This window comes from Seleniivibrio woodruffii (assembly GCF_004339245.1).
Classification (GTDB): domain Bacteria; phylum Chrysiogenota; class Deferribacteres; order Deferribacterales; family Geovibrionaceae; genus Seleniivibrio; species Seleniivibrio woodruffii.
Map to the genome: position 1 here is coordinate 215,683 of NZ_SMGG01000004.1, position 26,242 is coordinate 241,924.

Consider the following 26,242-nt stretch of genomic DNA (forward strand, 5'->3'; position numbering starts at 1 on the left):
TCATGACTTAACGCTGTCTATAAAATCAATGCAAAGGATAAAATTTTCATCCCGAACGGAAACCGTGCAGGACATAGTTCTCAGAATGTTACCCGATGTGCTTGAAATGAACGTATCTGTGAAATATCGTCCGGCATCCAGTTTTTTCAAGTAATAATAGTAGTCTTTAAGCGAGTGGTCCGAGTGGTTTTCATGGAACATGCTGAAAGATTTTGTCTTTTTAAGTTTATGCGAAGGATTTATCACCGAGGGAAGCGTTTGTATGCCTGTGTTGTCCAGAATAAAGATCCTTTCAATCTCAGGGAAAAAACCGACATTTGCCTCCAGAGCCTTATAGAAAGCTTCCAGACTTCTTCCCTTTGCCTCGTGTTTCAGCAGTGAGGTTATGTTTTCGAAGTTGGTGTGTCTGTTCTTGCGGATGGTGACGTTTTCGGCCAGTTTGTTTTTAACATAGCCCACGGTGTAGTTTATTTTGTCCTGAATGAATCCCGCCGCACTGCCCACGTCGATGCAGGGTCTGTGGAAGAAAAAGCCCTGATACAGGTCTATGCCCAGTTCGTAGCTTTTCATTATGTCTTCCATGTTCTCAAGCCCTTCCGCAAGGGTGAGTGCGCCTGTTTTTTTGGCTATGTCTATGATGGATGTGATTATCGACTGCTGGTAGTAGTTGTCGTGAATGTTGCGGATGAGACCCATGTCGATTTTGATTATGTTCGGTTTGGAGAGGATTATGCGGTTCATGTTGGAGTGCATTGCGCCGAAATCGTCCAGTGAGACATAGTAGCCGAGTTTTTTATAGTTATCCACGAAGTGGACAAGGTTCTGGTTATTTTCAATCTTCGATTCCACTATCTCAAGGGAGATGGAGGAATAGTTGATGCCGAACTCATCAGTGAGTGCTTTTGTATAATTGGCTGATTCAGTATCGTTCTTGTCTATTACGCAGGTGTCGATGTTCAGAAACAGCAGATATTTATTATAGTTGGGGATGGTTTTGTAGGCCTTCATTGCAGTGCGGCGGCAGAGCCTGTCCAGTTCCAGATCGCAGTTTTCTTCTCTGGCCATTTGAAACATTGCAGTAGGCTGGATAATGTTGCCCGTTTCCGAGCAGATACCTCTGGAAAGTGCTTCAAAGCCCACAATGCGCATTTCTTTCAGACTGACCACAGGCTGAAAGACTGTGACCACGTTGTTTTCCCGCAAAATACGCTTAATCAGTGTGTCTTCTTTCACAAAAGTTCCGTATATATTTTTGGCGATGCGGAAAACTCTACATTATAATTCGGGAAAGAGCAAGCACTGTCTTATGTGATTAATAAAAGACGCAAAAAATATTGTTATGACAAAAACTAAGCCCCGCCGGAAAATATAAAAACCTGACGGGGCTTTCAGTTATGCGCTCTGTCTGACATCGGCACCGTTCCTCAGTGTCTGGGCGAGACGTTTTGCTTCGTTTGCTGTTATAAGCAGATTGAGAAGACTTTCCATCTCTTCCCTGTCCAGCGGCCGTTCGCTGGCGAGGAGATCCCTTGCGATGGAGATGTGGAGGTTTGCAATGCCGGAGAGCTGTTTGATTCGTTCATCATCTGTTGCGGCTGTCAGAAGCTTTGTGTCCATTTTTTCCTCCTGATCGGACTGATATGATCAGGAGCAAGCTGTGTGCCATTTGGTCAGGCGGTTTTCAGGTTGTTGGCTATGACCTCTTCCGCTTTCATAAGCTGTTCTGAAAGTTCATTAACGGCGGCTCTGACAGAAGCTGTGTCGTCGTCTTCCAGTGCTTTAAGGGTATTTTTTACCGCTTCCGACACCTGATTCAGGGCAAGATTTTCAGCATAGGAGTCAGCGGACAGTGCGATGCGTTTCAGTTCATCCGGTGCTTGTGAAGACTCCAGAGAGTTTCTGAGTGTCGCCGCAGCAGGCAGGAACTCTCTCAGTGCCCGCTTGTAAAGCTCCTCGTTACCGCCGAAAAGCGAAAGACCGGTAATGAAGTCCACATGTCCGGAAGAATCGTGCATATAGAATCCCGTTCCTCTGCTGGCTCGTATCCTCAGAGCCTCGGTGACGGCTTTTGAAAGTTCGTTTATTTTGAGCGGTTTCGATATGAAGCCGTTCAGCAGGGATGTTTTTATCCTCAGCCTGTCCTCGTCCATAACGCTGGCTGTCATCGCATAGATGGGTGTGTCTGCGTTTGCTCCGTCCTCTCTGATGAGTCTGGATGCGGCGTATCCGTCAAGTTCAGGCATCATTATGTCCATAAAGATGATGTCGAACGGTTCTTTTCTGGCAATTGTGAGGGCTTCAGAGCCGTTTTCGGCAAATTTCGTTTCAACACCCAGCAGAAGAAGAAACTCTTTTGCAACCTCACGGTTCAGCCCGTTGTCATCCGCCACCAGAGCCTTTATCTGCTGTCCGGCAACACTGCCGCTGATTGTCTCTTCCGGTTCGGAATAGGCTTCATTTCCGGTTATGATGGTCACAGCCGTGTTCAGAAGCAGGGTGGGGGAGGCGGGTTTTGCCAGAGTGGTGACGTTCAGCCCCGTTTCCGGCGGCGTTTCGTTACTGATGTATATCACAGGCGGCATTGCCGAAAGGTCTGTATTCAGGTTATCAAATGCTGAGAGCGAAGGGATGTCGTGAACCCAGTTTTCTAACACTATCAGGTCGAACCCGCAGGTTCCGTCCTCTTTGATGTTGTTGCCAAGCACCTGCATCAATGCGATATGGCTGTCTGCAGGAACAACGTCCGCCATCAGCTCCCTGTATATCGATGAGATGCTTCCCTGTTCTCTGGGGGATTTTTCTGCCACCAGAACTCTTTTGCCTTTCAGAACTCCTGTGCGCTCGCCAAGATCCTCCGCACTGGTGACATCGGTGTTTTTGACCCTGATTGTTACTGTGAAGGTGCTTCCCTGTCCCAGAACGCTTTCAACCTTTATGCTTCCGCTCATTTTGTCCAGAATTTTTTTACATATTGAAAGTCCCAGTCCGGAACCGCCGTATTTTCTTGCGTTCTTCTGGGATATCTGCTCGTAGGACGAGAATATCTTGCCAATTTTCTCCGGCGGAATACCTATGCCCGTGTCTCTGACGGTGAATTTAAGGGTGCTGTATGCCATGTCGGCCTCGATGTTTTCAACGAAAATGCTGACATAGCCTTCATCGGTGAATTTTACTGCGTTTGAACCGAGATTCGAAAGAACCTGAGTCAGTCTCATCGGGTCGCCTTTGACATATACGGGAACGTCGGGCGCAACGCCCAGTGAAAAGTATATTTTTTTCCTTTCGGCCTGAACCTCAAGGATATCCTTAACGTTTTTCAGAAGCTCATAGAGGTTGAAGCTGATGCTCTCCAGCTCCAGTTTTCCTGCCTCAATCTTGGAGTAGTCCAGAATATCGTTGATTATCTCCATCAGAACCGTTGCTGAGGAGTTTATTTTGCTTATGTATTCGTATTGTTTCGAGTTAAGCCCGGTCTGGAGCGCAAGATAGCTGAGGCCTATTATTGCGTTCATAGGGGTGCGTATCTCGTGGCTGACGTTTGTGAGAAATTCGGTTTTAACATCGTTTATGTATCTGTAGTTGTCCAGAGCGGATTCCAGCTGTGCGTTCGCCTCTTCAAGCTGTCTGGTGCGGGTTCCGATGGCGGTTTCGAGGTTTTTGTTAACATCCTCAACCGCATGTATCTGTTTGCTGAGTTCCTGAAGGTTGCTGAAAAGTTTCTGGCTCAGATTGTTGTAGGCATCTGAAAGAACGCTTATTTCGCTTTTTCCGTAATATTTAAGCGGAACGGGAGGTGTTTCGAGGGTTATCTCTTTTTCGGAAACGTGTTTTGCTATTTTTTCAATGGGTCTGAACAGAACCTTGATCATGTATCCGGAGACAAGGGCAAGGGCAAACAGTCCGTAGGCAATGATTATGCCCGCCTGTTTCGTAACCTCGGAGTGCATCTGGCTGACCTCTCTGGTGGTGTCCTTTATAAGGAACAGATACCCTATCTGTTCGGAGGAGAAGTCATAAAGAGGCATTTTTGATGTCATGTAATATTTATCGCCCAGATGGATTATTCCGGATTTTTCCATAAGTCCGGAGGAGATGTTCTTTCTGGTGGCCTCTGATGAAAAGTCGTAAACGGTGAGGCTGCCGTAGGGCATCCATTCTGTAACATCCACCAGTCCGCGCGCCTTTTCAACAATGGGGTTATAAACGGCAGTGGCATATTCGATGTCTGTGCTGGCCTTTGTTGCTCTGAGAATGTTTTCGATGCGCCCGCCGAACTCAACGGTGCCGACCATATCGAAGTTATACCATACGGGTTTGACCACCCGCAGACCCAGCCCGCCCCTTCCGGCCTCAATTCCTGCCACCATAGACTTGAGCGTCATTGCCTTTACAACCGTTTTGCGGAGTTTTTCCAGATTATCGCCGTAATTTTCCTTGCTGTGCGCTCTGTAAAAGCTGACCGCAGGGGGGGATATGAAAGTGGAACTGTTCAACTCCGTAAAGATGTTTCAGGCGTGTGTCGTAAAGGTTGTCCACAAGTTTTGCCAGCTCGGCTCTGTCTCTGGCCGCAAAGGTCTGAACAAGGGTCCGGTTGTCCAGCAGAGAATCCAGACCCAGCGAATATTGTTTGATCATTGTCTCCTGCTGGGAGTCAAATATGCGTCCGAAAGTGGCAAACGCTTCCTGATTTTTGGTTATGATGTCTTTTTTAAGTTTTGAGTAGGTGCTGAATATCAATATGAAAACGGCGACTGACATAAGGAGGGCTGTGAACGCCAGAATTCTGTATCTCAGACTGCCGAAAAGGAGCTTCATTTATGTTATCCTGTCTTTTAGTTAGGAGATTGTAACACGGAATCTGAAGAAAAGCTAGATTTGTTGGTGTTGGAAATTACTAATGAAATTAACGAAAGATTATTAAAAGTCTATTCTGAGACGGTTATGCTGAAAACTTTTTCCGAAAATACTTCAGTTTCCATTCCGCCGCAGCTGCTTTTCATCATGTGCATGACAGTTGCGGTTATGCGGTAAATGCCGGTTTTGGAAAATATGACTGTGGAATCCGGAATCGATTCCTTCGCTGTCATTCCGTCGGCAGGGGATATCCTGACGATATAAAAATCTCCTCCCCCCGTTTTTGGTTCAGGGGCATCCGCATGTATGCGGAACGGCTCGTTCAGGCGTACGGAAAAAGCCTCTTCCGCATAGGAGCCCATGAAGGATGCCGTCAGAAACAGAAAAATCATTAATAATCTCATGAAAACCTTTTATAAACAGGGCACGGCAGTCAGTTTTACGGAAAACCGCCGTGCCCCACAGTTCTATCAGATATCTTTGTCAGTCAGCACCAGTTCGGGGGCTTTCGCCTCGACGAACCTTGTTGACGGGTTAAGTTTTGTGAATTTGCCGAACCCTTTGGGATACTGCACGGCGTTTTTCACCTCGGAAAGCTCAACAATGGTCAGCGCATGGGCGGGACAGCCCTGAACGCAGGCGGGTTTTTCCCCTGAATCGATTCGCTCGACGCACATGCTGCATTTTTCAGCACGCTGAAGGACAACGTTGTCCTTTGCCGCATGGTAGGGGCAGTTTTCTATGCACTGGCGGCAGTAGATACATTTATCGGATGAGTGAACCACTATGCCGTCCTTCTCACGCTTAACGTGTGCCTGAACAGGGCATACCTGAGCGCAGACGGGTTTTTCGCAGTGGTTGCAGGCGAGTGAATAGAAGGCACGATCCCTGTGGGGATAGTCCTTTGCCTCCAGCGGCTGAAGGTTTCTCCATGCAACGCCGACCTCCTGATGATACTGGTTTTTGCAGGACATGGCGCATGAGTAGCAGCCTATACATTTTTTGGAATTTACCATAAAGGCGAGCTGTTTTTTCATTTTGTCCCCCTGTTATATCTTCATTATGTCGCCGAACTGGTCGTGGATAGCCACGCCGGGGGCACCTGTTTTGAATGTTCCCATGTCGCTGGATGTGTCGTCCACCAGTTCCTGAACGTTGAAGCTGCTGTCTTTGTACCATGCCTCATACATAAGAAGCACGTCTGCGGCTATGTTGTCCGTTGTTCTGGCCTTGACCTTAACCTCGCCCGTTTTGTTGAACACTCTGACCATGTCGCCGTCCTTTATGCCCTTTGCCTTGGCAGAGGCGGGGTTGATGTAGACAAGCGGTTCCTTGTTGAACTCCTGCATGTAGTCAAGGTTATTGAACTGCGAGTGCAGGGCAAACTGGGTGTGGGGCGTAAGGATGCGGAACTTGTTATATGGCTTTCTTCCCTCTTTATATTCGGGTAGAGCCGTGTGTCCGTATTCTTTGGCAAGATCGGACTTAAATTCGTATTTACCGGAGGGTGTTGCGAATTTTTTGTCGCTCCATGATGCGGAAGAGGACAGAATGGCTTTTTTAGGGCCGTTTTTCAGCTCTTCCCAGCTTGATATGCCGAAGAATTTGTATATTCCGTCGTTGAACTCCTTCTCCATCCAGACCTTTGTATCGGTTATCTGGGGGAAGGTGCAGGAGCCCTGAACCTTCGAGTTCATTTTCGCTGAGAGCAAGGCGGCAATTTCGAGGTCGGACTTTGCCTCATACTGGTTCGGGATGGCCTTTTCGTTTATGCTGAGCCAGTAGTGCCAGTAGGATACGTTGACGGTGTATTCCTCAAAAAGGGTTGTGCAGGGGAGCACTATGTCGGAGTTCTGTACTGTTTCGTTGAAGAACTGGTCGACAGTTACCACCATTTCAAGCTTGTCGAACGCTTTTTTCATCTTGTTGCGGTCGAAATCCTGCGCAAAGGGGTTTTTGCAGGCAACCCACAGCAGACGGATGGGAGGCTCGTTAGTCGTGAGGATGGATTCCGCTATCTTGTTGATGTTTATTGTTCTGTCGGAGTATGAAGTCGCTTCGCCTTCCGCATTGGCAAACTCACTCTTTATCTTGTCCTTGCCGGTGTAGCCTTTTGAGCCTGCGGGCTGTTTCTGAACCATGGCGTTGTAGTTGAAACCCCATGTGGCAAGATGGCCGTATCTTGCTCCGCCGCCCTCTTTGCCGATGTTTCCTGTGAGAGCCGCAAGTGCGTCGATGGCACGGACGGATGCTCCGCCGTTTGTGTGCCTCTGCATTCCGTAGCCAATCCAGATCGTTGCGGGGTCTGCCTTTGCGTATTGCTCGGCAACTGTGCGGATGACCTTTTCGCTGACTCCGGAAACTTTTGCCGCCCACTTAACCGTGACGTTTTTGTCCAGATAAGCCTTGAACTCCTCATATCCTTTTGTGTTGTCTGCGAGGAATTTTTTATCCACCAGACCTTTTTCAACTATATGCTTCGCCATGCCCAGAGCCAGTGCGCCGTCCTGTCCGGTTTTAACACGGATGTATGTGTCGGCTTTCGCCGCTGTCTGGGTGAGGACAGGGTCGATTACGATGAGCTTTGCGCCGTTCTCCTGAGCTTTGTAGATAAACTTCATGGAGTGGACGGAGTTCCATGCGGGGTTTGCGCCCCACACGATGATATATTTCGCCTTCACCATGTCTTCGGGGTCGTTGCACCACATGTTGCCCATGTCAAAGTTCTGAGCGTCGATTCCCGCAGGCCAGCAGGGCGTGCCCACGAAACGGGTGGTGTAGCCCAGTGAGGAGAACATACCCTCAACTCCGTAGTGGGTTATGCCGAAGTTGCCGGAATATTTATCCAGAGCCATTCCCAGAAGGGAACCGTCTTTTTTCTGTATCTCAAGTATCTTGTCTGAAATTATGTTCAGTGCTTCGTCCCAGCTTATTCTGCGCCAGTTGCCGCTTCCCCGCTTATCCTGAATCATGGGATATTTTATCCGGTCGGGGCTGTAGACCCTTCTGGGATAAGAAAAACCTTTAACGCAGAGTGCGCCGTCGGTGAAGGTTGATTCCTTCGCACCTTCAACAAACTCTATTGCGCCGTCTTTAACGTAGGTTTTGATACTGCATGTGTCATAGCAGTTTCTGGGGCAGGCGTTGCGGAATGTTTTAAGCCCGCTCTGAAACTTTGTGCGTTCCCATGCCTCGGCTTTGAAAAGCCCTGCGGGAATGGATGCCAGTGCGCCCGCCGCAGCCAGACCTTTCAGTATGTTTCGTCTGGAAACGGGGCATATTTCCGCAATGTTCTTTTTGCGTTTGCCTTCCATAAAAATTATACCTCCTGAGCAATCAGCTCATTCACGGCGGATTTTACCCACCGCTTTAAAATAAAAAGCATATACTCCACCGCCGGTGTCTTCTCCTGTCTGTCAGTTTTTTCTAAGAACAGGTGAATCCATTCGTTCAGGTGGTTGCGGACAAAATAGCCGTAAACCGATACGGCTTCGTCCGTTACACGGGAAATAAGGATGAGATAGCGGCATGCGTCAAGCTCCATTGGGAGGCTGTCTTCGGGGATGGATGTATCCTCCGGCAGTTCCAGCCCTATCAGCTGATAGATATCCCTGACGCATTTTGTGGTCTGACCGTTATAGGCGCCGTCCTCCTCCAGATAGAAGGATGCGACAATGGGGGCAAGGGGCGATGCGGGGCCTACGAACAGCCTGTTGAAGCAATACTGCTCCTCTGCCCAGTCTGTTTCGGCCGTTGTGTCGCCGTTCAGCGAGCATAATTGTTCATATGCCCTCTGCATTCTGTCCTGCGTTCCGAAATAAAAGAAGTCACGCAGGTACTCAAGCACTTTCGGGGTATTCTCTGCGTTATACATTGAAGCCTCTTGTCATGTTTGTGCGTTATTATAGGCAGGTATGGATAGGGTAGTGAATGTGAGGTAACGGGTAATTTTCGGGTACTTTTTTATACCCGATAAGAGAGTCATTCTGAGCCTGTAGGGCGAAGAATCTCCTAAGAATGAGACTCTTCGTTCAGCCTTTGGCTGATACTCAGAGTGACGGCAGGGGTCAGGTGTTGGTGAGGAAAGAGAAAAGATTCAGATCTTTGCCGCTCAGCCCCAGTTTTTTGCGTATGTTCTTGCGGTGGGTCTGGACTGTTTCGAAAGATATGTTCATCATGTCGCCTATCTCCTTGCTGCTGTGGCCGGACTGGATAAGCTGGCATACCTGAATTTCGGATTTGCTGAGTTTCATGAGGCTTGCACTGTTTGCAGCGTCTATCCCCGTCAGGGACGAGAGCTGTTCCTTCAGCATATTTGCGTACATCTTGCGTATCTCTATGTTGTCTTCGGCGGTTATCTTCTGGAGTGAGGGCATTATCTGGGTGGTGACACGCTGTGCGATGCTCCTTTCCATCTCCTCTTTCTCCTTGCCGATTGTCTTCATCACATTGCGCAGGGTAACGTTCATTTCCTCCGCCAGAGCCTTTTCCTTGAGAATGTTCTCCTCCATCTGCTTCTGATGGGTTATGTCCCTCACTATAAGATGCAGATACGGCTCATCGCCCAAAGTCAGCCTGCTGATGGTTATGCTGGCGGGGAATGTGCTGTTCTGGGTGGTCATGCAGAAGGTCTCAATTGTTCCCGTCTCGTGGTCTGCGAAACTGTGCTTGATGGCTCTCAGTCCTTCAGGGTGAAATACCTTCGAACAGTTTATGCCGGAAAGGCCTATGGATCCGAATCCGAACATCTCGTCCGCCCGCTCGTTGGACTGGGTCACGGAGAGGTTGCGGTCGGCAAGGATTATGCCTTCGCCCGCACTGCTGAAAAGTGAGCGGAAAAGGTTCTCGGACTTTGCCAGTGCCGCTGTGCGTTCACCGACCAGCTGTTCCAGCTTTGCCCGCTGTTCGACAATGCAGGTTATGTCGTTCATGATTATCACATATCCGGCTGATGCCAGAGAGACTTTTTTCAGCGGCACAATGCCGATGGTCACTATTGAAGAGAGGTTCGGCAGGCGCAGTTCGTTCTGGCTGTGGGCGGGATACCTTTCTAAAAGCTCCTCCATCGGCATGGGCTGAATCCCAAGAGTCGGCCAGACGGCGGAATTTATGGCATTTTTTCCGAATCGTTCCTCTGCGGACTGGTTCATCTCCAGAATCTGCCCTTCGGAATCGGTAACCAGAACCATGTCGGAGGTGGCCTGAAAGATGTTTTCATATTTGTTTTTCGCCAGCGTCAGGATACGGTCGGTCTTTTCCAGCATCTTCACTTTTTCATCTCTGGACTGGCTGTCCCATTTTGCAATGGTTATGGATTCGATGCTGTCGAGGAGCCTGCGGAAATCTATGTAGAGTTTCAGTTTTTCATCAGAGGGAAGAGGGGATGTGAGGATTATGTCATCCAGAGAGTGTATCAGTGTCTTGAAACAGCCGAAGAACATTTCGGCGGTGATGCCTCTGGCCTTGTGGCGCTCGGCCATCATTATGAGGCTGTCTGCCATGTCCCTGCTGTTTTTCATGATATATGAGAAGTCCACGGGTTTTCCTTCCGCCAGATGCTTCTTCATGGGGTCGATAACGCCGTGCAGACTGCGTATGCAGTCGTCTCTTTTCGCTGTTGTGTGTTCAAGGTAGCCTGCGGCCTCCATGTGGCGTGTCCAGCCGCTCAGGAAGGCCTCCATCTCCCGGATAAAACCGTCTAATAAATCTGTCAGCATCGTTTCCTCTGAATTTATAATAGCATAACACCGATCCGGCAATTATCAACATTAAAAGGATTTTATCTTATACCGTTGACACTTGCATGAATTCGGATATTCTATTGTCATGAATGAATTTAAACTCACATCAAAAAACTTTGTTCTTATATGCATCTCAGGATTTATGTATTTCGGCAGTTTCTATTTTCTTCTGCCCACAATTCCCCAGTATGTTGTCCAGATAGGCGGAAACGCCGGACAGATCGGCATAGTTATCGGTTTTTTTACACTGACATCGGTTATACTTCGCCCGTATTTCGGCCGACTTGCGGATGACTACGGACGGAAAAAGCTCGCAATGCTCGGTGCGGGACTTTTCTCGCTCCTTTTCGTTTTTTATAGCCAAGCCCAGAGCGTTATGCCGCTTTACGGCCTCAGACTTCTCCATGGTGTCGCCCACGGATGCTATCTGGCGGCGGCAATGGCCTACGTTGCCGATCTTGCCCCTGCCGACCGCAGAGGTGAGGTCATGGGTGTTTACGGTGTTGCGAACGTCTTCGCCATGGCACTCTTTCCCGCATGGGGCAGCCATATAATCTCGACCACACACGATTTTAACCGCCTGTTCACCCTGTCGGCCGTGACAGCTCTTCTGGCGTTTCTTGCGCTGGTGCTCATAGATGAGCAGAAGCCGGATCTTCACGGCGGCAAAAAAGCCGGAATTTTTGAGGCGGGTTTCAAGCCTCCCGTTTTGGCGGCGTCCATCACATTTTTCAGTGCCGCAACAGTATACGGAACAGTGGTGACCTTTCTGCCCGTTTATGCACCCCAGAGGGGCATAACGGATATCGGGATGTTCTTTACCGTTTATGCAATTTTTACCCTTGTCAGCCGGATAACGGCGGGCAAGCTGTCTGACAAATACGGCCGCCGCAAAGTGGTGATACCCTTCCTTGTTATCCTCGCTGTGGCGACCTTATGTCTGCCTCTGCTCTCTGATGTGTATATGCTGGGGTTCATCGGCGGTCTGTTCGGACTCGGTTTCGGCGCATTCATGCCTGCGCTCACAGCCTATGTTGTGGATAAAACTGAACCCCGTGAAAGGGCTGGTGCCCTTGCGTTCTTCTCCTCTTTTATGGATGTGGGGATAACCACCGGAGCGATTGTTCTGGGTGTTATCAGCGGGTTCATCGGTTTTCAGGCAATGTATGTTCTGGCGGGAATAATTCTCTGCTGCGGAATAGTGTTTTTTGCGGTCTACACACGGAAACAGGATTAGTCTGAGGAGGGCTTCCATGGCAAAAGGCACAGGCAGAGACCATGAATTTATGCTGGAGAGATGGAAGAAAAAAGCGGCGGGATATCCCCGATATAAGAATAGCGAAGATGTTATAGAGGCTCAGATATACCGCTCCATAAACAGTGCCGGAGTGGATTTCAGAGGCAGGTCTGTTCTGGATGTCGGATGCGGAACCGGAGTGTATACCATCCGCATTGCGAAAGATGCGGCAAAGGTCACCGGAATCGACATTTCAAAAGAGATGCTTGATATTCTGCAAGAGGACGCCGCAGATAACGGCTGCGAAAACATTGAGACCATCATCAGCCCCTGGGATACGTTCCCGCTGGATGGCAGGAGATGGGACATCACGGTATCGACCATGACCCCCGCCGTTCAGACATTCGAGGATTATGAAAAGGTTTATGAGAGTGCGTCCGAAGCGGTGGTCTATCTGGGCTGGGGCGGAAAGCGGGATGTTGAACCTGTTAAATATATTGCACAAAAGAGTCAGATTAAGCCCGTACTGTTCAATAACTCACTTAATATGAAGAAGTGGCTGGACGGAAAGGGTTTCAGATATTACTCGGAAATATATGACGAGGAACGATATAAGCATATGAGTTTTGAAGAGGCCGTAAGCTACTGCTTTGAAGAGCTTGAGACCAACGAGGTTTTCGCTCTGAGGGGCGATATTGAGCGGGAGCTTCAGCGGTTCGTTCAGGAGGACAGAAGCGTAAAATTCAAAATTGACGTCCGTCTTGAGCTTATAGTCTATAAAAAATAACTTATGACAGATATAAAGGCGAGGGTTCGTCCAACTGAACCCAACCCCTGTCGCATCGGTAATAAATCGGTTCGCTGGTATAGCGTATATCCTGCGGAACCGGAAAATTATTGTCCGAGCTGAAAAGGATGCTGAGGGCTGAATCTTTAACCATGAAAGACCCCTGAATTATTGTCAGCCTGCCGAACCCGCTGACGCTGTAGAACGACAGCTCGTTTCTAAGCCTATATAGCTGTGTGCCGCTTTTGTCGCTGTCTTCAATATAGAATCCGTGCCTGCCGGGCACAGGCGGATAATAGATGCAGGTGTTTCTGCCGAAACCCTGTGAAGAGGCGGTGATAGCCTCACCGTTGTAGTAATACCAGTTTTGCGGATCATAATAGTCACTTATCCTCTGCTTCCACTCCGGATTCCCCTTCCGAAGGTTGTTCACCGCCGAATTCAGCTGTTCAAGAAGACTGTTCGCCGCCTCTATCAGATATCCGGGAGGTTTTCCGGCGAAATATCCCTCGCCGATCTTTTCGACTATGGCGTACACCTTGTCACTGTTTACATTGTTGGATAGGGCAGACCAGAGCCTGTGAAGTTCGTGGGTCAGACGGCCGTTCAGGCTGTGGCAGACGATTTTCTGGATGGAGTTAAAACTCAGGCAATGGCAGATATGCTCATCGGGAACACCGCTCAGACGCTTTTTGACCTCCTTTGTGAAAGGCGGCCTGATTTCATTGAAAAGGTAGTTTTTGTTTTTGAAATATATCATCAAATACCCCCAATGCATTTACTAAATATTAGTCAAGTGTGGAGATATTTTCAATAAGTAAATTTTTTCCCGATTGTTTGCAAAGGGTTACTGGGAGGCTATTTGCTGTTGAAGGCCGCCACCTGATATCCGCACTCCACAAGGGTGTCGAAATCCCTTTCGGTCATCTGATCCAGTGTTGTTGGATAATATCTGGCTGTGGCTATATCCGCAGGAGGGATGGTCGATTTTGCCGATTCCAGAACCTGATCGCTCAGCGACAGATACATTCCGGCATTCTCATTGTTTTTCAGATAGTTCATGAATGACCGGACACGCAGTGACCTGTCCTGATCCATAAGAATGCTGACAAGCTTCGCCGCCCTGTCCAGAGAAAAGGGTTTTATAAGGGCTGTGTCTCTGAACGGCAGACCAGCATCGGAGATTATCAGGAAATCCAGATCTTTCACATGGGGCTTTATCTTCTGTTCGCCGACCTCGTAGAAGGCTTCGGAACCCAGATTGTCGTATAATCCGCCGTCGTAAATGTGTATAGATTCATACACTGGCGGTACTGTTTCCTTTACGCCGGAACCCCACGCTGTTTCACGCTCCCAGACATAATTTCCGGTGGTTATCTCTATGGGGCCGATGCCGATTGGGAATGCCGCCGAAACTGCCATTGCTTTTGCCAGTTTAAAATCGGACGCATCGGTGTACCCTGTTTTGTAGTCGCCCATTGTTGCGTTTTTAAAACGGAACCGCCTGCCGTTTTCGCCGTTTGTTCCGTTGATGGCCCATGCGGGCTTTGTGGGCAGGTCTTTCAGGGTTGTGTGGATTCCCCAAAGCTCCTCAATTGTGTCGGCAACAATTTCGCCTCTGTGCAGAAAGTTTTTCCAGTTCTCAGGGGTGAAAAGCGACCTTATGCCCTCTGTCTGGATGGATGTTGTGGTAAGCATCCGCCTTATTTTCGGCAGAACGTGGATGAGATATGCCTTGCCGTCCGGCCATTTGTAGCCTGCGTTGTGGAACACAAGTCCGGTGAAAAGGCTCCCGCCGGACACGGAGGAAATGTTTGTGACGTTCTTTAGCACTTCGTTTTTTGCGAGAAACTTAAGCACTCCGGCGTGAAATGCCATCGCCCTGACGCCTCCGCCCGAAAGTGACAACCCTAACTTTTTGTCGGCAAAACTTACGCCCATCTCTCCCCCGTCTTCAACACGATTTCATAGTATATCTTGGTATTATTTGATGTCCTCGTATCTTAACACATATTTTGAGACGTGAGTCATTCTAAAATTTTATGAGGCTTAAATATGTTATAATCCATCCCCAGTTCTAAAAATTACTTTTGGAATACCTGTCTTATGCCTGATTTAACGGGAGGACGCCACAAAGAAAATTGCATAAAAACATATATGTGTTATAGTTTTGTGGAGGAAATTTCTATATGTCGAAAGTGTATCTTAAAGTTATTATTTGATGATTATGGAGATAATATGCGAAAGATGATTTTTGTTATATTTACAATAGCATTACCGATACTGTTCGGTTGTGACGGTGGCGATGGTGATATGGTTTCCAGCCCACCTTCTGCCACATTCCCATTGAAAAAGACCGGACAGACATCCTCGTATATTTACCCCGATGACGGATATTTTCAGAGAGGTGTTACACCAAGTTATACAAGAGACAGCGAAACAGGTATTGTGACAGATAATGTTACTGGTCTCATGTGGCAGGATAATGTCTTGAGTTCATCAATGCAATGGGAAACAGCTATCGCAACATGTGAGGATCTGTCTCTGGGCGGATACGATGACTGGAGGCTGCCTACTATAGAAGAAATTGAATCAATAATTGACTATGGACACTATGATCCGGCAATAGATCCAATATTTGTTAGGACTGCTTCGAACACATACTGGTCGCATACTGCCCATGTGAATTCCTTTTATGCATGGCGTATCAACTTTAAGAATGGATTTTCCAGCAAAGATGGTAAGAATAGTAACAACAACGTCATGTGTGTCCGCGGAACTGCTTACCCCGATGCAGAATTTGTTAGAGACAGCGCAACACAGATTGTTGTAGACAAACGTACTGGGCTTATGTGGCAGGATGATGAGTTAGGAGTCAAAAGCTGGGGAGATGCCATTAATTATTGCTTTGACAAGAGGCTTGGAGGCTACAGAGACTGGAGACTCCCAAATATACGTGAGCAGCTTTCCATCGTCGATAGAGGCAGATCTTACCCCGCAATATATCCGGTATTTGTTCATGTGGGGTCAGGCTTGAATTACCACTGGTCATCTACCAGAGTAACAAATGATGATTTTTTGTGGATAGTCAAATTTAGCGAGGGGAACTCTTATGGAGACCGAATGCCCAGCTATAACTACGTTAGGTGTGTTCGTGTCGGACAGTGATTGTTTTGACTTAAACTCTTGCAGATAAGAAGATATAATTATTGGGGTGCTTTATGCGCCCCTATTTGTTTTATAAGCTTTTGCAAATCAGGGATTTCAAAATTTGTTCCGGAGTAAATATGGCTGCCTTCATAAAAAGAAAGTCTTTGTAGATAAGGGGGAAATTTAACGGGCGATGCGGGAGTCGAACCCACTACCTCAGGCTTCGGAGGCCTGCACTCTATCCTAATGAGCTAATCGCCCTTTGCTGAAAAGAACAGTACAATAATCTTCATGTATCTGCAAGTCAAGAACTTCCAGTCCATACTTCATATAATGTCTGCGTATGTCGTAGTGCTCCTCAACGGGGACGCCGGAGAGAACCAGCAGACCGTTTTCGGCCAGTGAGCCGTATATGAAATCTGAGATGGCTGTCAGTATGTCATAATATATATTGGCGAAGATGATATCGAAAGTGCCTTTTATGCAGGTTTCAAATCCGCATACGATATGGTTGTTATCTATATCGTTCAGCTCGTTGCAGAGTTTCGCCGTTGCACAGGCATCGAATGAAACGTCATAGCCGACCACAGAACCCGCACCCAGAAGGGATGCGCAGATGCCCAGAATGCCCGTTCCGCAGCCGACATCAAGCATCTTTTTGCCCGAAAGCTCCATCCGCTCCAGATGTGCGATACAGGCCTTTGTGGTCTCGTGTTCGCCGCTGCCGAACGCACCCTGATAAATCCTTGCGGTGCGGCCGTTTTTAAGCGGAATTTCATGTATTCGTCTTTCCATATGATAAATGGGTTAGCATATGCACCATAGTAAAAGCAATAATATAATGAAAAAGAGTAAAATTCGTTGACAATAGGGCTCTTTCATCATAATTGTATCCATCAACTTTGTATGCGAGGTGCAACGTGGCAGAATTAAAGAAGAAAGCAGCCTATAACGTGGCAATTGCCGGCGCAACAGGCGCAGTCGGCGAAACATTTTTGCAGATACTTGAAGAGAGGAACTTCCCCATCGCAGAGCTGAAGCTTCTGGCTTCCAAACGCTCAGTGGGCAAGGAACTGACGTTCAAGGGCAAAACATATAAAGTTGAAGAGCTCACGCACGACTGTTTCGAGGGTGTGGACATCGCACTTTTCAGCGCAGGCGGCGGCAGAAGCCTTGAATACGCTCCCAGTGCGGTTAAAGCCGGAGCGGTTGTAATCGACAACTCCTCAGCCTACCGTATGGACAAGGACGTACCCCTTGTTGTGCCGGAGGTAAACCCCGAAGATGCATTCAAACACAAAGGCATCATCGCAAACCCCAACTGCACAACCATAATCATGCTTGTGGCTCTCAAACCCCTGTATGACTACTCAAAAGTGAAGAGCGTTGTTGTTTCGTCCTATCAGTCAACATCAGGCGCTGGCGCACAGGCCATGGAAGAGCTTATGAACCAGACAAAGGCCTGGGCGAAAGGCGAGGACATCACTGTTGAGAAATTTGCTCATCAGATACTCTTCAACGTTATCCCCCATGTGGATTCGTTCACTGACAACGGATACACCAAAGAAGAGATGAAGATGTTCAACGAAACAAGAAAGATGCTCCATGACGACGAGATACTGGTTAGCGCAACGTGTGTGCGTGTTCCCACTCTGTCTGCCCACTCCGAGTCGGTCACCATTGAAACCGTAGACCCCATCAGCCCCGAAAAAGCCAGAGAGCTTTTTGCGAAGGCTCCCGGTCTTCAGCTTCTTGACGACCCCTCAAACAATAAATATCCCATGCCCCTGTTCGTTGCCGGCGGCGACGACTGCTTCGTGGGACGTATCAGAACAGACATTTCCAGACCCAACAGCCTTGCTTTTTGGGTTGTGGGCGACCAGCTTCGTAAAGGAGCCGCCACAAACGCTGTACAAATAGCAGAATTGCTGATAAAATAATTACTGTTGACCCGATTTGAGTAACAATTTCCCCGGCTCCAGCCGGACCGGGGAAATTTTTTTGCGTATATAGTAACTTCACTTGATACTAGGCAAATTAAGTGATATTAATTTAGGCGATTTGATGAACCTTGTTAATACAAGACGAGCGTTTATGAATGGTTTTCGGACGTATTTTCATTAGTTATTAATAATAATAGGGATGATGTGCGTTGTGAATCAATAATTGCTTGATTTTAGGGGTTCATGTGTGTATATAATTTTAACTTCTTGATGTTAGGAGGTTGTAGTGAACAAGAAAGAGCTTATTGAGAAGATCGCAGAGCTGTCAGGTCTTAAAAAATCCGACGCTGAGAAAGCACTGAAAGCTTTCGAAGAAGCTACAGTAGAAGCACTGAAAGCTAACGACAAGGTTACACTTGTTGGTTTCGGAACTTTCTCTGTATCTGAAAGAAAAGAGCGTAAAGGCAGGAACCCCCAGAGCGGAAAAGAAATGACTATTCCCTCTAAAAAAGTTCCCAAATTTACTGCCGGCAAGCTTTTCAAAGATTCCATCGGCTAAGACGATATTTTTGAATAGTTTTCGTATAAAAGCCCTTCGCAGAGATGCCGAGGGCTTTTTTTATTGCTGATTTGCCTTTGTATGGTATATTTGACATGTAGAGTAAAATTATTTTACATTTATTATTGTTAAACAAATAGCCTTGAATGGCTGGACAAGTTGTTTGTATTGCTTTATAATCGAAGTTTACTGTGTGAAATATCGGTAGAAAATTGCAGAGGCGGTATGAGCAGAGACTTTTTCGGGTTTAAAGTTGAGCCTTTCAGTGTTCACCCCGACAACAGGTATTTTTTTTCATCCATTTCCCATGACAGAGCTATAACCCTGCTGGAATACGGCATCAACAGCCGCAAAGGCTTTATGCTTCTCACAGGGCTTAAGGGCACCGGAAAGACCATGACCTGCAGCATCCTCAGAGAGGGGCTTTCAGGTGTCAATACCGTTGTGGTTTCGTCCGGAATAAAAGAGCCGGGAAAACTTCTTGAGGACATCTGCTCCGGTTTCGGACTGGACAGAGCTTCGTCATGCTCTCAGTCTGCTTTCGGCTGCCTTATGGATTTCTTTGTGGGCGAATATAAGGACGGAAGAAACAACCTTATAATAATAGACGATGCCGAGGGCATATCAGACGAGAGTCTTGAGCTGCTCAACAGCTTTCTGGATATCGAGATTGAACAGTGCAAGCTGGTTCAGGTCATTCTCTGCGGTTCCCCTGCACTCCACGACAGGCTGAAGAACGTCAGCAGCCGTCTTGGTCCCAAATTCACATTCACAGTTGAGCTGGCCGCACTCTCCCTGAAGGATACTGCGGACTACGTTGAGCACAGGCTTAAGAAAGCCCTCGGAGATGAGTTTCCGCTCTTCAGAAAAAGCTCCTACGTCGAAATATATCACTACACCAAGGGCATCCCCTCGGAAATAAACCGCGTCGCTCAGAAGGCAATTGAGATAGCCAACGACAGCAAAGCCTCCAGAGTGAACGCCGCACATGTTAAACAGGCCGCCGCCATGCTTTACGGTGTCAGCAGACGCAGAACGGTCAATGTTATGCCTGTTGCCGCAGTATTCCTGCTGATGACGGCTCTGGTGGTCTATCTGCTGATGAGAGACGGCAGAAAAGACGAGGTGGCCATCGTTGAGCCGCCTGCTGTCACTCAGGAACAGGCTCCTGTTGTTGAAGAGCCAGCCGCACCTGCGGAAGAGGCTGTTCAGCCACCTGTTGCGGAAGCTCCTGCTGTTGAACCCGAACCGGAACCCGTTAAGCCCGAACCTGTAAAAGAGGAACCGCCCGCCGCTGTAGTGCCTGCACATCCTGAGTTTGGCTGTGTCACTGCCGGAAGCGGTCTTAAAATACGCAAAACACCCTCCAGAAACGCCGCCAGCATAGGAAATGCGCCTTACAGATCGAAAGTTGTCCTTATAAGCCATACGGATGACGGCGAATGGTGGCAGGTGCGCTTTAAAGGTGTCGAGGGCTACATGTTTGCGGAGTTTGTCAAACCCACTGAATCCGGGGAGTGCCGCTGATCAGAACAAAACCCTTCATTCTGCTTATTATCTTTGCTCTGCTGATGTCAGGATGCGGAACAAAGGCTAAGTTCAGAAGCTATGACCGACAGCTGGATGATATCCGTTCCGACGTACGCAATATCCGTCTGATAACGGATCAGATGCGCAACGAGCTTGTGACCCTGAAGACGTCCGTTGACGTTGTCGGCGAAAATATCGACAGGCAGTCGAAGGACATTGAGGTTGCCAAGAAGAACCAGCAGCTTCTGGTGGAAACCCTTGATGTTATGAAAGAGACTGTGCTCAAGCTTGAAACGGCCACTATCCCCGACAAAAAGGAAGAGATCGCCAAGGCTGTTAAAGAGGCCGACAGCACCCAGATAAACGTTGTGACGAAGAAAGAGAACGGTGTGACGAAGATTCAGCCTCTGGTGAAGCCCGTTCCTGAACCCGATAAGGGCGGACGGAAGTACACCACAGGGGTGAACATAGACACCACAAAGACCGGATTCGGCTATGTGGTGAAAGACGGTGTTATCCTCTGGAAAGCTCCTACGAAAAACTCCGACGTTCAGGAAGTTCTGATAGCCTGGCAGCAGGTGACCATCCTCGGCGCAGTCAAGAACGAGGGCGACAACTGGCTCCGTATCAAAACTCAGGACTACACCGGATTTGTTGACTCAAAATTTGTAATATCCTCGGAATGAACATGCTCAATGAAATTTTCAAAAAATCACTGAATAACATAGAAATAACCGCTGACGAGTTCAATGTTCTGGTGAATGCCGACCTTGATGAACTCATTTCCTGCGCTGAACGGATAAAGCTGAAATATATGGGTTCCGCTCCCCAGACCTGTGCCATAATTAATGCCAGAAGCGGCCTCTGCTCTGAAAACTGCGCCTTCTGTGCCCAGTCCTCACATTTTTCCACCGGTGCACCTGTCTATAAATATATAGAGCTTGAGCGAATCGAGGCGGCGGCGAAGGATCTGGCGGCCAGAGGAGTTGAGCGGTTCAGCATTGTAACCAGCGGGCTGGTTCCCGACGATGAAGAGTTTCAGAAGATAAAGGAATCCCTTAAAATAATCAAAAAATACAGGCTGAAACCTGATGCCTCGGTGGGCTGTCTCAGCTATGAAAAACTGATGGAACTGAAAGAGGTCGGGCTTGATGCCTACCATCACAACCTTGAGGTCGCAAGAAGCTTTTTCCCTGAGATATGCACAACCCACGACTATGAAACGGACGTTGAGACCGTCCGTGAATCGGTGCGAGCCGGGCTTTATGTCTGCTCTGGCGGCATTTTCGGGCTTGGTGAAACATGGGCGCACAGATACGAACTGGCTATGACCCTGCGTGAGCTTGGGGTGCATTCCGTTCCCATGAATTTTCTGAACCCAATAAAGGGAACGCCCAAAGAGGGAACTTCCGTTCTCGGCGAGGACGAAGCTCTGCGCATCCTTGCGGTCTACAGGTTCCTGCTGCCCGACAGAAGCATAAGGGTTTGCGGGGGCAGAAGCATAGTATTTTCCGAAAGGAGCGCTGAAAAGGTTCTGAGGGCTGGAGCCAGCGGAATTATGGTGGGCGACTATCTCACGGTGAAGGGAATATCCATGGATGAGGATATGGACTTCATCAGAAAATCCTCCGAATAGTTTATTATCATTCTCCATTTTCACTTGCCAAATAACATCTGTTAAATTCCGAGCATATGCCATATTGAACATAATTCATTTATTCGATTATTTTAATATTTTTATTTTCTTTAATATCAAAAATTAAGCCTTAGTTATCATTCGGGTCTGAAAATTTTTTTTCGCAGGATTGTTGGAAAAAATGTAATAATTCGTCAATTATTGTGAATAAGTCCGTTATGGTATTAATATAAAACAATAGTAATTAGCGGTATTATCTTGTTTACGCTCAAAACCTCTGTAAACTTTCTTTAAGAATAGTCATCTTGTCCTGTTTTAATTCTTCGTTATGAACCACTTAATAAATCAAAAGAAATTGTTTGGAATGCGTGTTGATAGTGGCAAATGCTAAAAATCCCTTGCTTAAATGTATGAAAATCTGTATATTGTGTACTGTATACATAGAAATGTATGAATAGTATCGATAAAATATTGATGTTGTTGCAAAATTCAGGAGGTTCCCCTATGACGCTTTCCGGTATGAATATCAGCCGCAGAAAGTTCCTTGCCGCCTCCGGAGGTGCTGTGGCCGCAGGACTGGTAGCTGCCAACCTGTCCACTATCAAAGCTGTTGCAAGCGCCCCCTCAAAAGAAGCCGGCAAAGGAGAAAAGCACATAGCTTCAAGCTGTGAGATGTGCGTCAACAAATGCGGTTTTTTTGCTCATGTCGTTGACGGCAGGCTTAAAAAACTTAACCCCAACCCCAAGTTCTTTAAAAGCCGCGCCATGCTCTGTGCCAGAGGAAACGCAGGAGCAGAAGAACCCTATAACCCCGAAAGACTCACAAAACCCCTTCTGCGTGTAGGCGAAAGAGGGGAGGGCAAGTGGAAAGAGATATCCTATGAGGAGGCTTTCAGACTCGTTGCCGAGAAACTGAAAGAGTTCAAGGTTAAGAACGAGAACAGATGTTCCGTCGCCTTTGCATCCTCAGAAGGTTTTCAGGAGGAGATTTTCCAGTATCTCGTGCAGTCCTATGGTTCAACAAACACAGTGCGCCACCCCACCCTGTGTCTGTCGTCCGTTATTCAGGGCTGGTCTTCGGTTTACGGGGTATATCCTGATGCCGACCTCAAAAATTCAAAATTTGTCCTTATGTTCGGTGCCAACAGGGCGGAAGCCATCGTTACACCCGACACTATAGACTTTGTGAAATATAAGCCCGCAGGCTCAAAACTTATCTATCTGGATCCCCGCTTCACAAACACGGCGGCAAAAGCCGACAAGTGGTTCCCCGTTAAACCCGGCACAGACCTTGCGTTCGTGCTTGGCCTTATAAACGTGATAATCACCGAAAATCTTTATGATGCGGCGTTTGTTGAGCAGTTCTGCGACGGTTTCGCCGACCTGCAGGCTATGATAGCTCCCCACACACCCGAATGGGCGGAGAAGGAGTGCGAAATTCCCGCAGCCGAGATACGCTGGACAGCCAGAGAGTTTGCCAAGGCCGCACCCGCTGCCGTTGCATACCCTGGCAGACGTACCAGCTGGTATGTGAACGACGTATATTTCCGCCGTGCCTGCGCAATCCTGACGGCCATCTGCGGATGCTGGGATGCTCCCGGCGGAATCTGCCCTAAGGCGTCAGTACCCGTTAAAAACCTCGACCCGCTTTTCCCTTATTTCGAAATGACTGACGACCGTATCGATGCGGCCTCAAGCGTTAAGAACAATCTGCCCAAGGACAAAAGGTCTGAGAATATGCCCACGGATTCTGTGGCGTATCTGGGAGAAAAGGACGGAAGCTGGCTGAGATTCAGAGATGCCATCATCGCTCAGGATCCTTATCCTGTGGAGGCGATGATAGTCTATAAGCAGAACTTCATCGAGGCAGTGCCCAACCGTGCCAAGACAATGGAGATGCTTAAAAAGATCAAATTCATGGCCGTTATAGATATCCAGATGACCGAAGTCGCATACTTTGCCGACCTCGTCATTCCCGAATCAACCTATCTTGAGCGTTGGGACTCTGTCCACAACCTCGCAGGTATCTGGCCCATCGCAACTTTCCGTCAGCCTGTGGTTGAGCCTGTTTTCGGCACCAAGTCAATGTTTGAGATAGCCGGCGGAATCATCAACGAAATGCTGAAACTGCCCGAACTCTGGGACGATGCCGATCCTATGGAAGTGGAAGATTTCAAATATGACGTGGTTGAGGATATCTTTGCTCAGCCTATGCAGGAATACATCAAGCGTCAGCTTGCCGACCATCCCGGTGCGTATGAGCAGATGATGAAGGACGGCGTTTTCTATCTTTCCGACGAGCCTAAATACGGAACCACCCGCAATCCTGAGTTTCGTTTCAAGACAAGAACAGGAAAGATAGAGCTTGCCAACGTTAAGTATGCAGACAAGGGCTTAAGCCCTCTGCCGATATACGTTGCTCCCCGTCAGCCTGAGCCGGGTAAATATCGTATGATCCTCGGCCGCCACGGGTTCAACACCCACACCGGCACACAGAACAACGAATATCTCTGGGAGATCCAGAAAGAGAACGAAATCTGGATCAACACGGCAGAAGCCAAGAAACTGGGCGTTGTTTCCGGTGACTATGTAAAGGTTGCAAGCTCTGTGGGAGAGCAGACCATAAAGGTTTTCGCCACCGAAAGGATACGCAAAGACTGCGTTTTCTTCGCCCACGGCTTCGGACGCCTTTCTCCTCAGCTCAGCCTTGTTTATAAAAAAGGCGCATCACAGGCGGCCATCCTTGAGGACTATCTTGAGCCTATCTCGGGCAACGCCGCAATGCACGAAACTTTCGTGACAATTACAAAGGCATAAGGGGAGGCGGACATGAGTAACAAAAAATACGGCATAGTTCTGAATGCCAAAAATTGCCTTAACTGCAAGGCATGTACAGTGGCCTGCAAGTTTGAAAACCATGTGGAGCCCGAAAGCGAGCAATACAGGATCTGGGTTGCCGAGAAGGAGCTGAAAGGCACTTTCCCAAAGCTCCGTCTGGATTTTGAACCCTCACAGTGTCAGCACTGCGAGAACACACCCTGCGCCAGCGTGTGCCCCACCAGCGCGACCTACAAAACCGCAGAGGGTGTGGTTCTTATCGACTATAAAAAATGCATCATCTGCAAAGCCTGCATGACTGCATGTCCCTATGACGCAAGGTTTGTCAGCGAGGTCAACCATGCCATTGAAAAGTGCACCTTCTGCTACCACAGGCTGCCCGAAGGCAGAGAGCCTGCATGCGTGGAGACCTGCCCCACAAAGGTAAGGGTGTTCGGCGACCTGAACGACCCTGAGTCAAAGGCATCGAAACTGCTTGCAGAGAACGATTCTTATCAGCTTAAGCCTGAGAAGAACACCAGACCCAGACTTTTTTACATCAGGTAAGGACGGAGGAAAAAAAATGTCAGCTCACGATACTGAAACTGAAGTTAAAGAGGGTTTGATATCAACCCTTAAAGGTTTGATAACCTTTAATAAAGACATCCCCGTAATGCCGCTTATCATCATAGGTCTGGTTCTTGCGGGAATAGGCGCCGTCACTGCGGTGGTGGTGCTTGTAAAAGGTCACGAGGCCATGTACGCCGTTAACCGTGAGGTTCCGTGGGGAATGCTCATCGGCACCTATGCATACTTTGTTATAACATCCACCGGACTGGCTTTCATCGGCGGTCTCGGCCATGCATTCGGATTTGAGAATTTTGCCAAGATAGGCAGACGCATAGTTGTGCTCGCCACACTGGTTCTGCTGGCAGGTTTCACTCAGATTCTTATGGAACTGGGACACCCCGTCCGTATGATCATCTGGATGATGCTCTCTCCCAATATCACAGCTCCTATCCTCTGGATGGGCGTGTTCTACACGATAGAGCTTGTGATCCTCGGATTTGAGCTTTACTACGCTTTTAAAGCCCATCCCACTGCAAAAGACCATCAGACTGCCGCAATGCTCGGCTTTGCCGCCATGGTTGTGGGTACCCTTGCAACATCGAACCTCGGATTCGTGTTCGGTTCGCTGAATGCTCGTCCCTGGCTCTATGGCGTACATTTCCCGCTGTTTCTTGTTGTTTCCGGTATAACTGCCGGTGCGGCTCTTCTGCTTCTGGTGCATAACATCGCATACAGGTTCAGCATTCCCGAAGAGTACAAACCCTCAATGAACGCCCTTGCGAAACTAATGGGCGGCGGTATCGGAATAATGATGCTTATGTATCTGTGGAAGTTCCTGACCTCCATATTCACTCAGCCCGAAGGTTCGTATCAGTCTGCAATGGCGCTCATAGCAGGCCCCCTTGCGGCTAACTTCTGGATAGGCGAGATGCTTCTTGCGGTCATAATTCCCCTTGTCCTTCTGCTCACTGCAAAAGGGGATACTAAGAAGTACGGAATCGCAGGCCTTGTGTTCATGATTGGTCTGTATTTCACAAGGGTTAACTACATTGTTGCGGGTCAGCTTCCCGTTATGCGTCAGGCTACCGACGGTTCCGGCGTAACAGCGGACATCAACGGTTTGGCCTTCTATTCGCCCTCGATAGCTGAGTGGGGGATATTCCTTCTGGGAATAGGAACTGCAATGGTGCTGTATTTCAGCGCAGAAAAGTTCCTTGATCTCAAAACTCCCGATCATCACTGATATCACATTGCAAAAGGCGGCCACTGTGCCGCCTTTTTTGTTTCAGTGACCATCCTTAGTCTGTAATTCCGCATAATCTTTAAAATCTATAGAATCTCTCATCACTTTAGTGCTATGATAGTCTGACTTAAGATAGACAAACAGTACAGGTTTTGTGGCATATGCCAACCTGAGC

23 protein-coding genes and 1 tRNA gene are annotated in these 26,242 nt (G+C 48.1%); 11 read left to right on the plus strand and 13 right to left on the minus strand.

The genetic code is table 11. The features are described from left to right. From C8D98_RS07065 to C8D98_RS07105, 9 genes are all read right to left on the minus strand, one after another. The gene (locus C8D98_RS07065; RefSeq protein WP_165871229.1) at positions 1-1,233 is read right to left on the minus strand and encodes an EAL domain-containing protein; all 1,233 of its coding nucleotides are present in this window, start codon (positions 1,231-1,233) and stop codon (positions 1-3) included. Between the two features lie 159 nt (positions 1,234-1,392). Continuing rightward, positions 1,393-1,617, minus strand: a complete 225-nt coding sequence (locus tag C8D98_RS07070; RefSeq protein ID WP_132873352.1) for a hypothetical protein — start codon at positions 1,615-1,617, stop codon at positions 1,393-1,395. A gap of 53 nt (positions 1,618-1,670) precedes the next feature. Continuing rightward, the gene (locus C8D98_RS07075) at positions 1,671-4,493 is read right to left on the minus strand and encodes an ATP-binding protein (protein ID WP_165871230.1); all 2,823 of its coding nucleotides are present in this window, start codon (positions 4,491-4,493) and stop codon (positions 1,671-1,673) included. Beyond that, on the minus strand, positions 4,417-4,815 hold the full coding sequence (locus tag C8D98_RS07080; RefSeq protein WP_132873355.1) for a hypothetical protein: 399 nt from the start codon (positions 4,813-4,815) through the stop codon (positions 4,417-4,419). The genes C8D98_RS07075 and C8D98_RS07080 overlap by 77 nt, the downstream gene beginning before the upstream one ends. Positions 4,816-4,925: 110 nt before the next feature. After that, positions 4,926-5,246, minus strand: coding sequence for a hypothetical protein (locus tag C8D98_RS07085; protein ID WP_132873356.1), 321 nt, complete (start codon positions 5,244-5,246; stop codon positions 4,926-4,928). Between the two features lie 78 nt (positions 5,247-5,324). Next, positions 5,325-5,891: a 4Fe-4S dicluster domain-containing protein gene (locus C8D98_RS07090; RefSeq protein WP_132873357.1), complete on the minus strand. Its 567-nt coding sequence runs from the start codon at positions 5,889-5,891 to the stop codon at positions 5,325-5,327. A gap of 12 nt (positions 5,892-5,903) precedes the next feature. Continuing rightward, a complete protein-coding gene (locus C8D98_RS07095; protein WP_132873359.1) occupies positions 5,904-8,168 on the minus strand; it encodes a molybdopterin-dependent oxidoreductase in 2,265 nt (754 codons plus the stop codon). A gap of 5 nt (positions 8,169-8,173) precedes the next feature. Continuing rightward, entirely contained in the window at positions 8,174-8,728 is a 555-nt protein-coding gene (locus tag C8D98_RS07100) for a TorD/DmsD family molecular chaperone (RefSeq protein WP_132873360.1), read from the minus strand. Positions 8,729-8,921: 193 nt separating this feature from the next. Continuing rightward, a complete protein-coding gene (locus tag C8D98_RS07105) occupies positions 8,922-10,571 on the minus strand; it encodes a PAS domain S-box protein (protein WP_132873361.1) in 1,650 nt (549 codons plus the stop codon). Positions 10,572-10,680: 109 nt separating this feature from the next. On the opposite strand from C8D98_RS07105, the gene C8D98_RS07110 reads away from it, so the two are divergent. Together C8D98_RS07110 and C8D98_RS07115 are read left to right on the plus strand one after the other, a co-directional pair. Continuing rightward, the gene (locus C8D98_RS07110) at positions 10,681-11,832 is read left to right on the plus strand and encodes an MFS transporter (RefSeq protein WP_132873362.1); all 1,152 of its coding nucleotides are present in this window, start codon (positions 10,681-10,683) and stop codon (positions 11,830-11,832) included. Between the two features lie 16 nt (positions 11,833-11,848). Further along, complete coding sequence (locus tag C8D98_RS07115; RefSeq protein ID WP_132873363.1) at positions 11,849-12,619, plus strand: class I SAM-dependent methyltransferase; 771 nt, start codon at positions 11,849-11,851, stop codon at positions 12,617-12,619. Position 12,620: 1 nt separating this feature from the next. On the opposite strand, the gene C8D98_RS07120 is transcribed toward C8D98_RS07115, so the two are convergent. Both C8D98_RS07120 and C8D98_RS07125 read right to left on the minus strand, forming a co-directional pair. Next, positions 12,621-13,379, minus strand: a complete 759-nt coding sequence (locus C8D98_RS07120) for a hypothetical protein (RefSeq protein ID WP_132873364.1) — start codon at positions 13,377-13,379, stop codon at positions 12,621-12,623. Positions 13,380-13,477: 98 nt separating this feature from the next. Next, entirely contained in the window at positions 13,478-14,560 is a 1,083-nt protein-coding gene (locus C8D98_RS07125) for a patatin-like phospholipase family protein (protein ID WP_132873365.1), read from the minus strand. A gap of 297 nt (positions 14,561-14,857) precedes the next feature. Here C8D98_RS07125 and C8D98_RS07130 point away from each other — a divergent pair, with 297 nt between their 5' ends. Beyond that, positions 14,858-15,787: an Lcl C-terminal domain-containing protein gene (locus C8D98_RS07130; protein ID WP_165871231.1), complete on the plus strand. Its 930-nt coding sequence runs from the start codon at positions 14,858-14,860 to the stop codon at positions 15,785-15,787. Between the two features lie 169 nt (positions 15,788-15,956). Here the strand turns inward: C8D98_RS07130 and C8D98_RS07135 are convergent. Both C8D98_RS07135 and C8D98_RS07140 read right to left on the minus strand, forming a co-directional pair. Then, positions 15,957-16,030 (minus strand) — tRNA-Arg (locus C8D98_RS07135). Further along, positions 16,013-16,564: a 50S ribosomal protein L11 methyltransferase gene (locus tag C8D98_RS07140; RefSeq protein ID WP_132873367.1), complete on the minus strand. Its 552-nt coding sequence runs from the start codon at positions 16,562-16,564 to the stop codon at positions 16,013-16,015. Before C8D98_RS07140 ends, C8D98_RS07135 begins: the two co-directional genes overlap by 18 nt. Before the next feature lie 125 nt (positions 16,565-16,689). Here C8D98_RS07140 and C8D98_RS07145 point away from each other — a divergent pair, with 125 nt between their 5' ends. The 8 genes from C8D98_RS07145 (at position 16,690) to nrfD (ending at position 26,067) form a co-directional block, all read left to right on the plus strand. Then, positions 16,690-17,709 carry an aspartate-semialdehyde dehydrogenase gene (locus tag C8D98_RS07145; protein ID WP_132873368.1) on the plus strand — a complete coding sequence of 340 codons (1,020 nt, stop codon included), beginning with the start codon at positions 16,690-16,692 and terminating at the stop codon, positions 17,707-17,709. 289 nt (positions 17,710-17,998) lie between these two features. Next, on the plus strand, positions 17,999-18,271 hold the full coding sequence (locus C8D98_RS07150) for an HU family DNA-binding protein (RefSeq protein WP_132873369.1): 273 nt from the start codon (positions 17,999-18,001) through the stop codon (positions 18,269-18,271). Between the two features lie 225 nt (positions 18,272-18,496). Further along, positions 18,497-19,798 (plus strand): AAA family ATPase, encoded by a 1,302-nt coding sequence (locus C8D98_RS07155; RefSeq protein WP_132873370.1) that lies wholly within the window; start codon positions 18,497-18,499, stop codon positions 19,796-19,798. Then, complete coding sequence (locus C8D98_RS07160) at positions 19,789-20,487, plus strand: SH3 domain-containing protein (RefSeq protein ID WP_132873371.1); 699 nt, start codon at positions 19,789-19,791, stop codon at positions 20,485-20,487. The genes C8D98_RS07155 and C8D98_RS07160 overlap by 10 nt, the downstream gene beginning before the upstream one ends. Positions 20,488-20,489: 2 nt before the next feature. Further along, complete coding sequence (gene bioB / locus C8D98_RS07165) at positions 20,490-21,437, plus strand: biotin synthase BioB (protein ID WP_186434678.1); 948 nt, start codon at positions 20,490-20,492, stop codon at positions 21,435-21,437. Positions 21,438-21,941: 504 nt separating this feature from the next. Beyond that, positions 21,942-24,254, plus strand: coding sequence for a molybdopterin-containing oxidoreductase family protein (locus tag C8D98_RS07170; protein WP_132873375.1), 2,313 nt, complete (start codon positions 21,942-21,944; stop codon positions 24,252-24,254). Between the two features lie 12 nt (positions 24,255-24,266). Then, complete coding sequence (locus tag C8D98_RS07175; protein WP_132873377.1) at positions 24,267-24,821, plus strand: 4Fe-4S dicluster domain-containing protein; 555 nt, start codon at positions 24,267-24,269, stop codon at positions 24,819-24,821. 16 nt (positions 24,822-24,837) lie between these two features. Further along, a complete protein-coding gene (gene nrfD, locus C8D98_RS07180; RefSeq protein ID WP_132873378.1) occupies positions 24,838-26,067 on the plus strand; it encodes an NrfD/PsrC family molybdoenzyme membrane anchor subunit in 1,230 nt (409 codons plus the stop codon). The last annotated feature ends 175 nt before the right edge of the window (positions 26,068-26,242 follow it).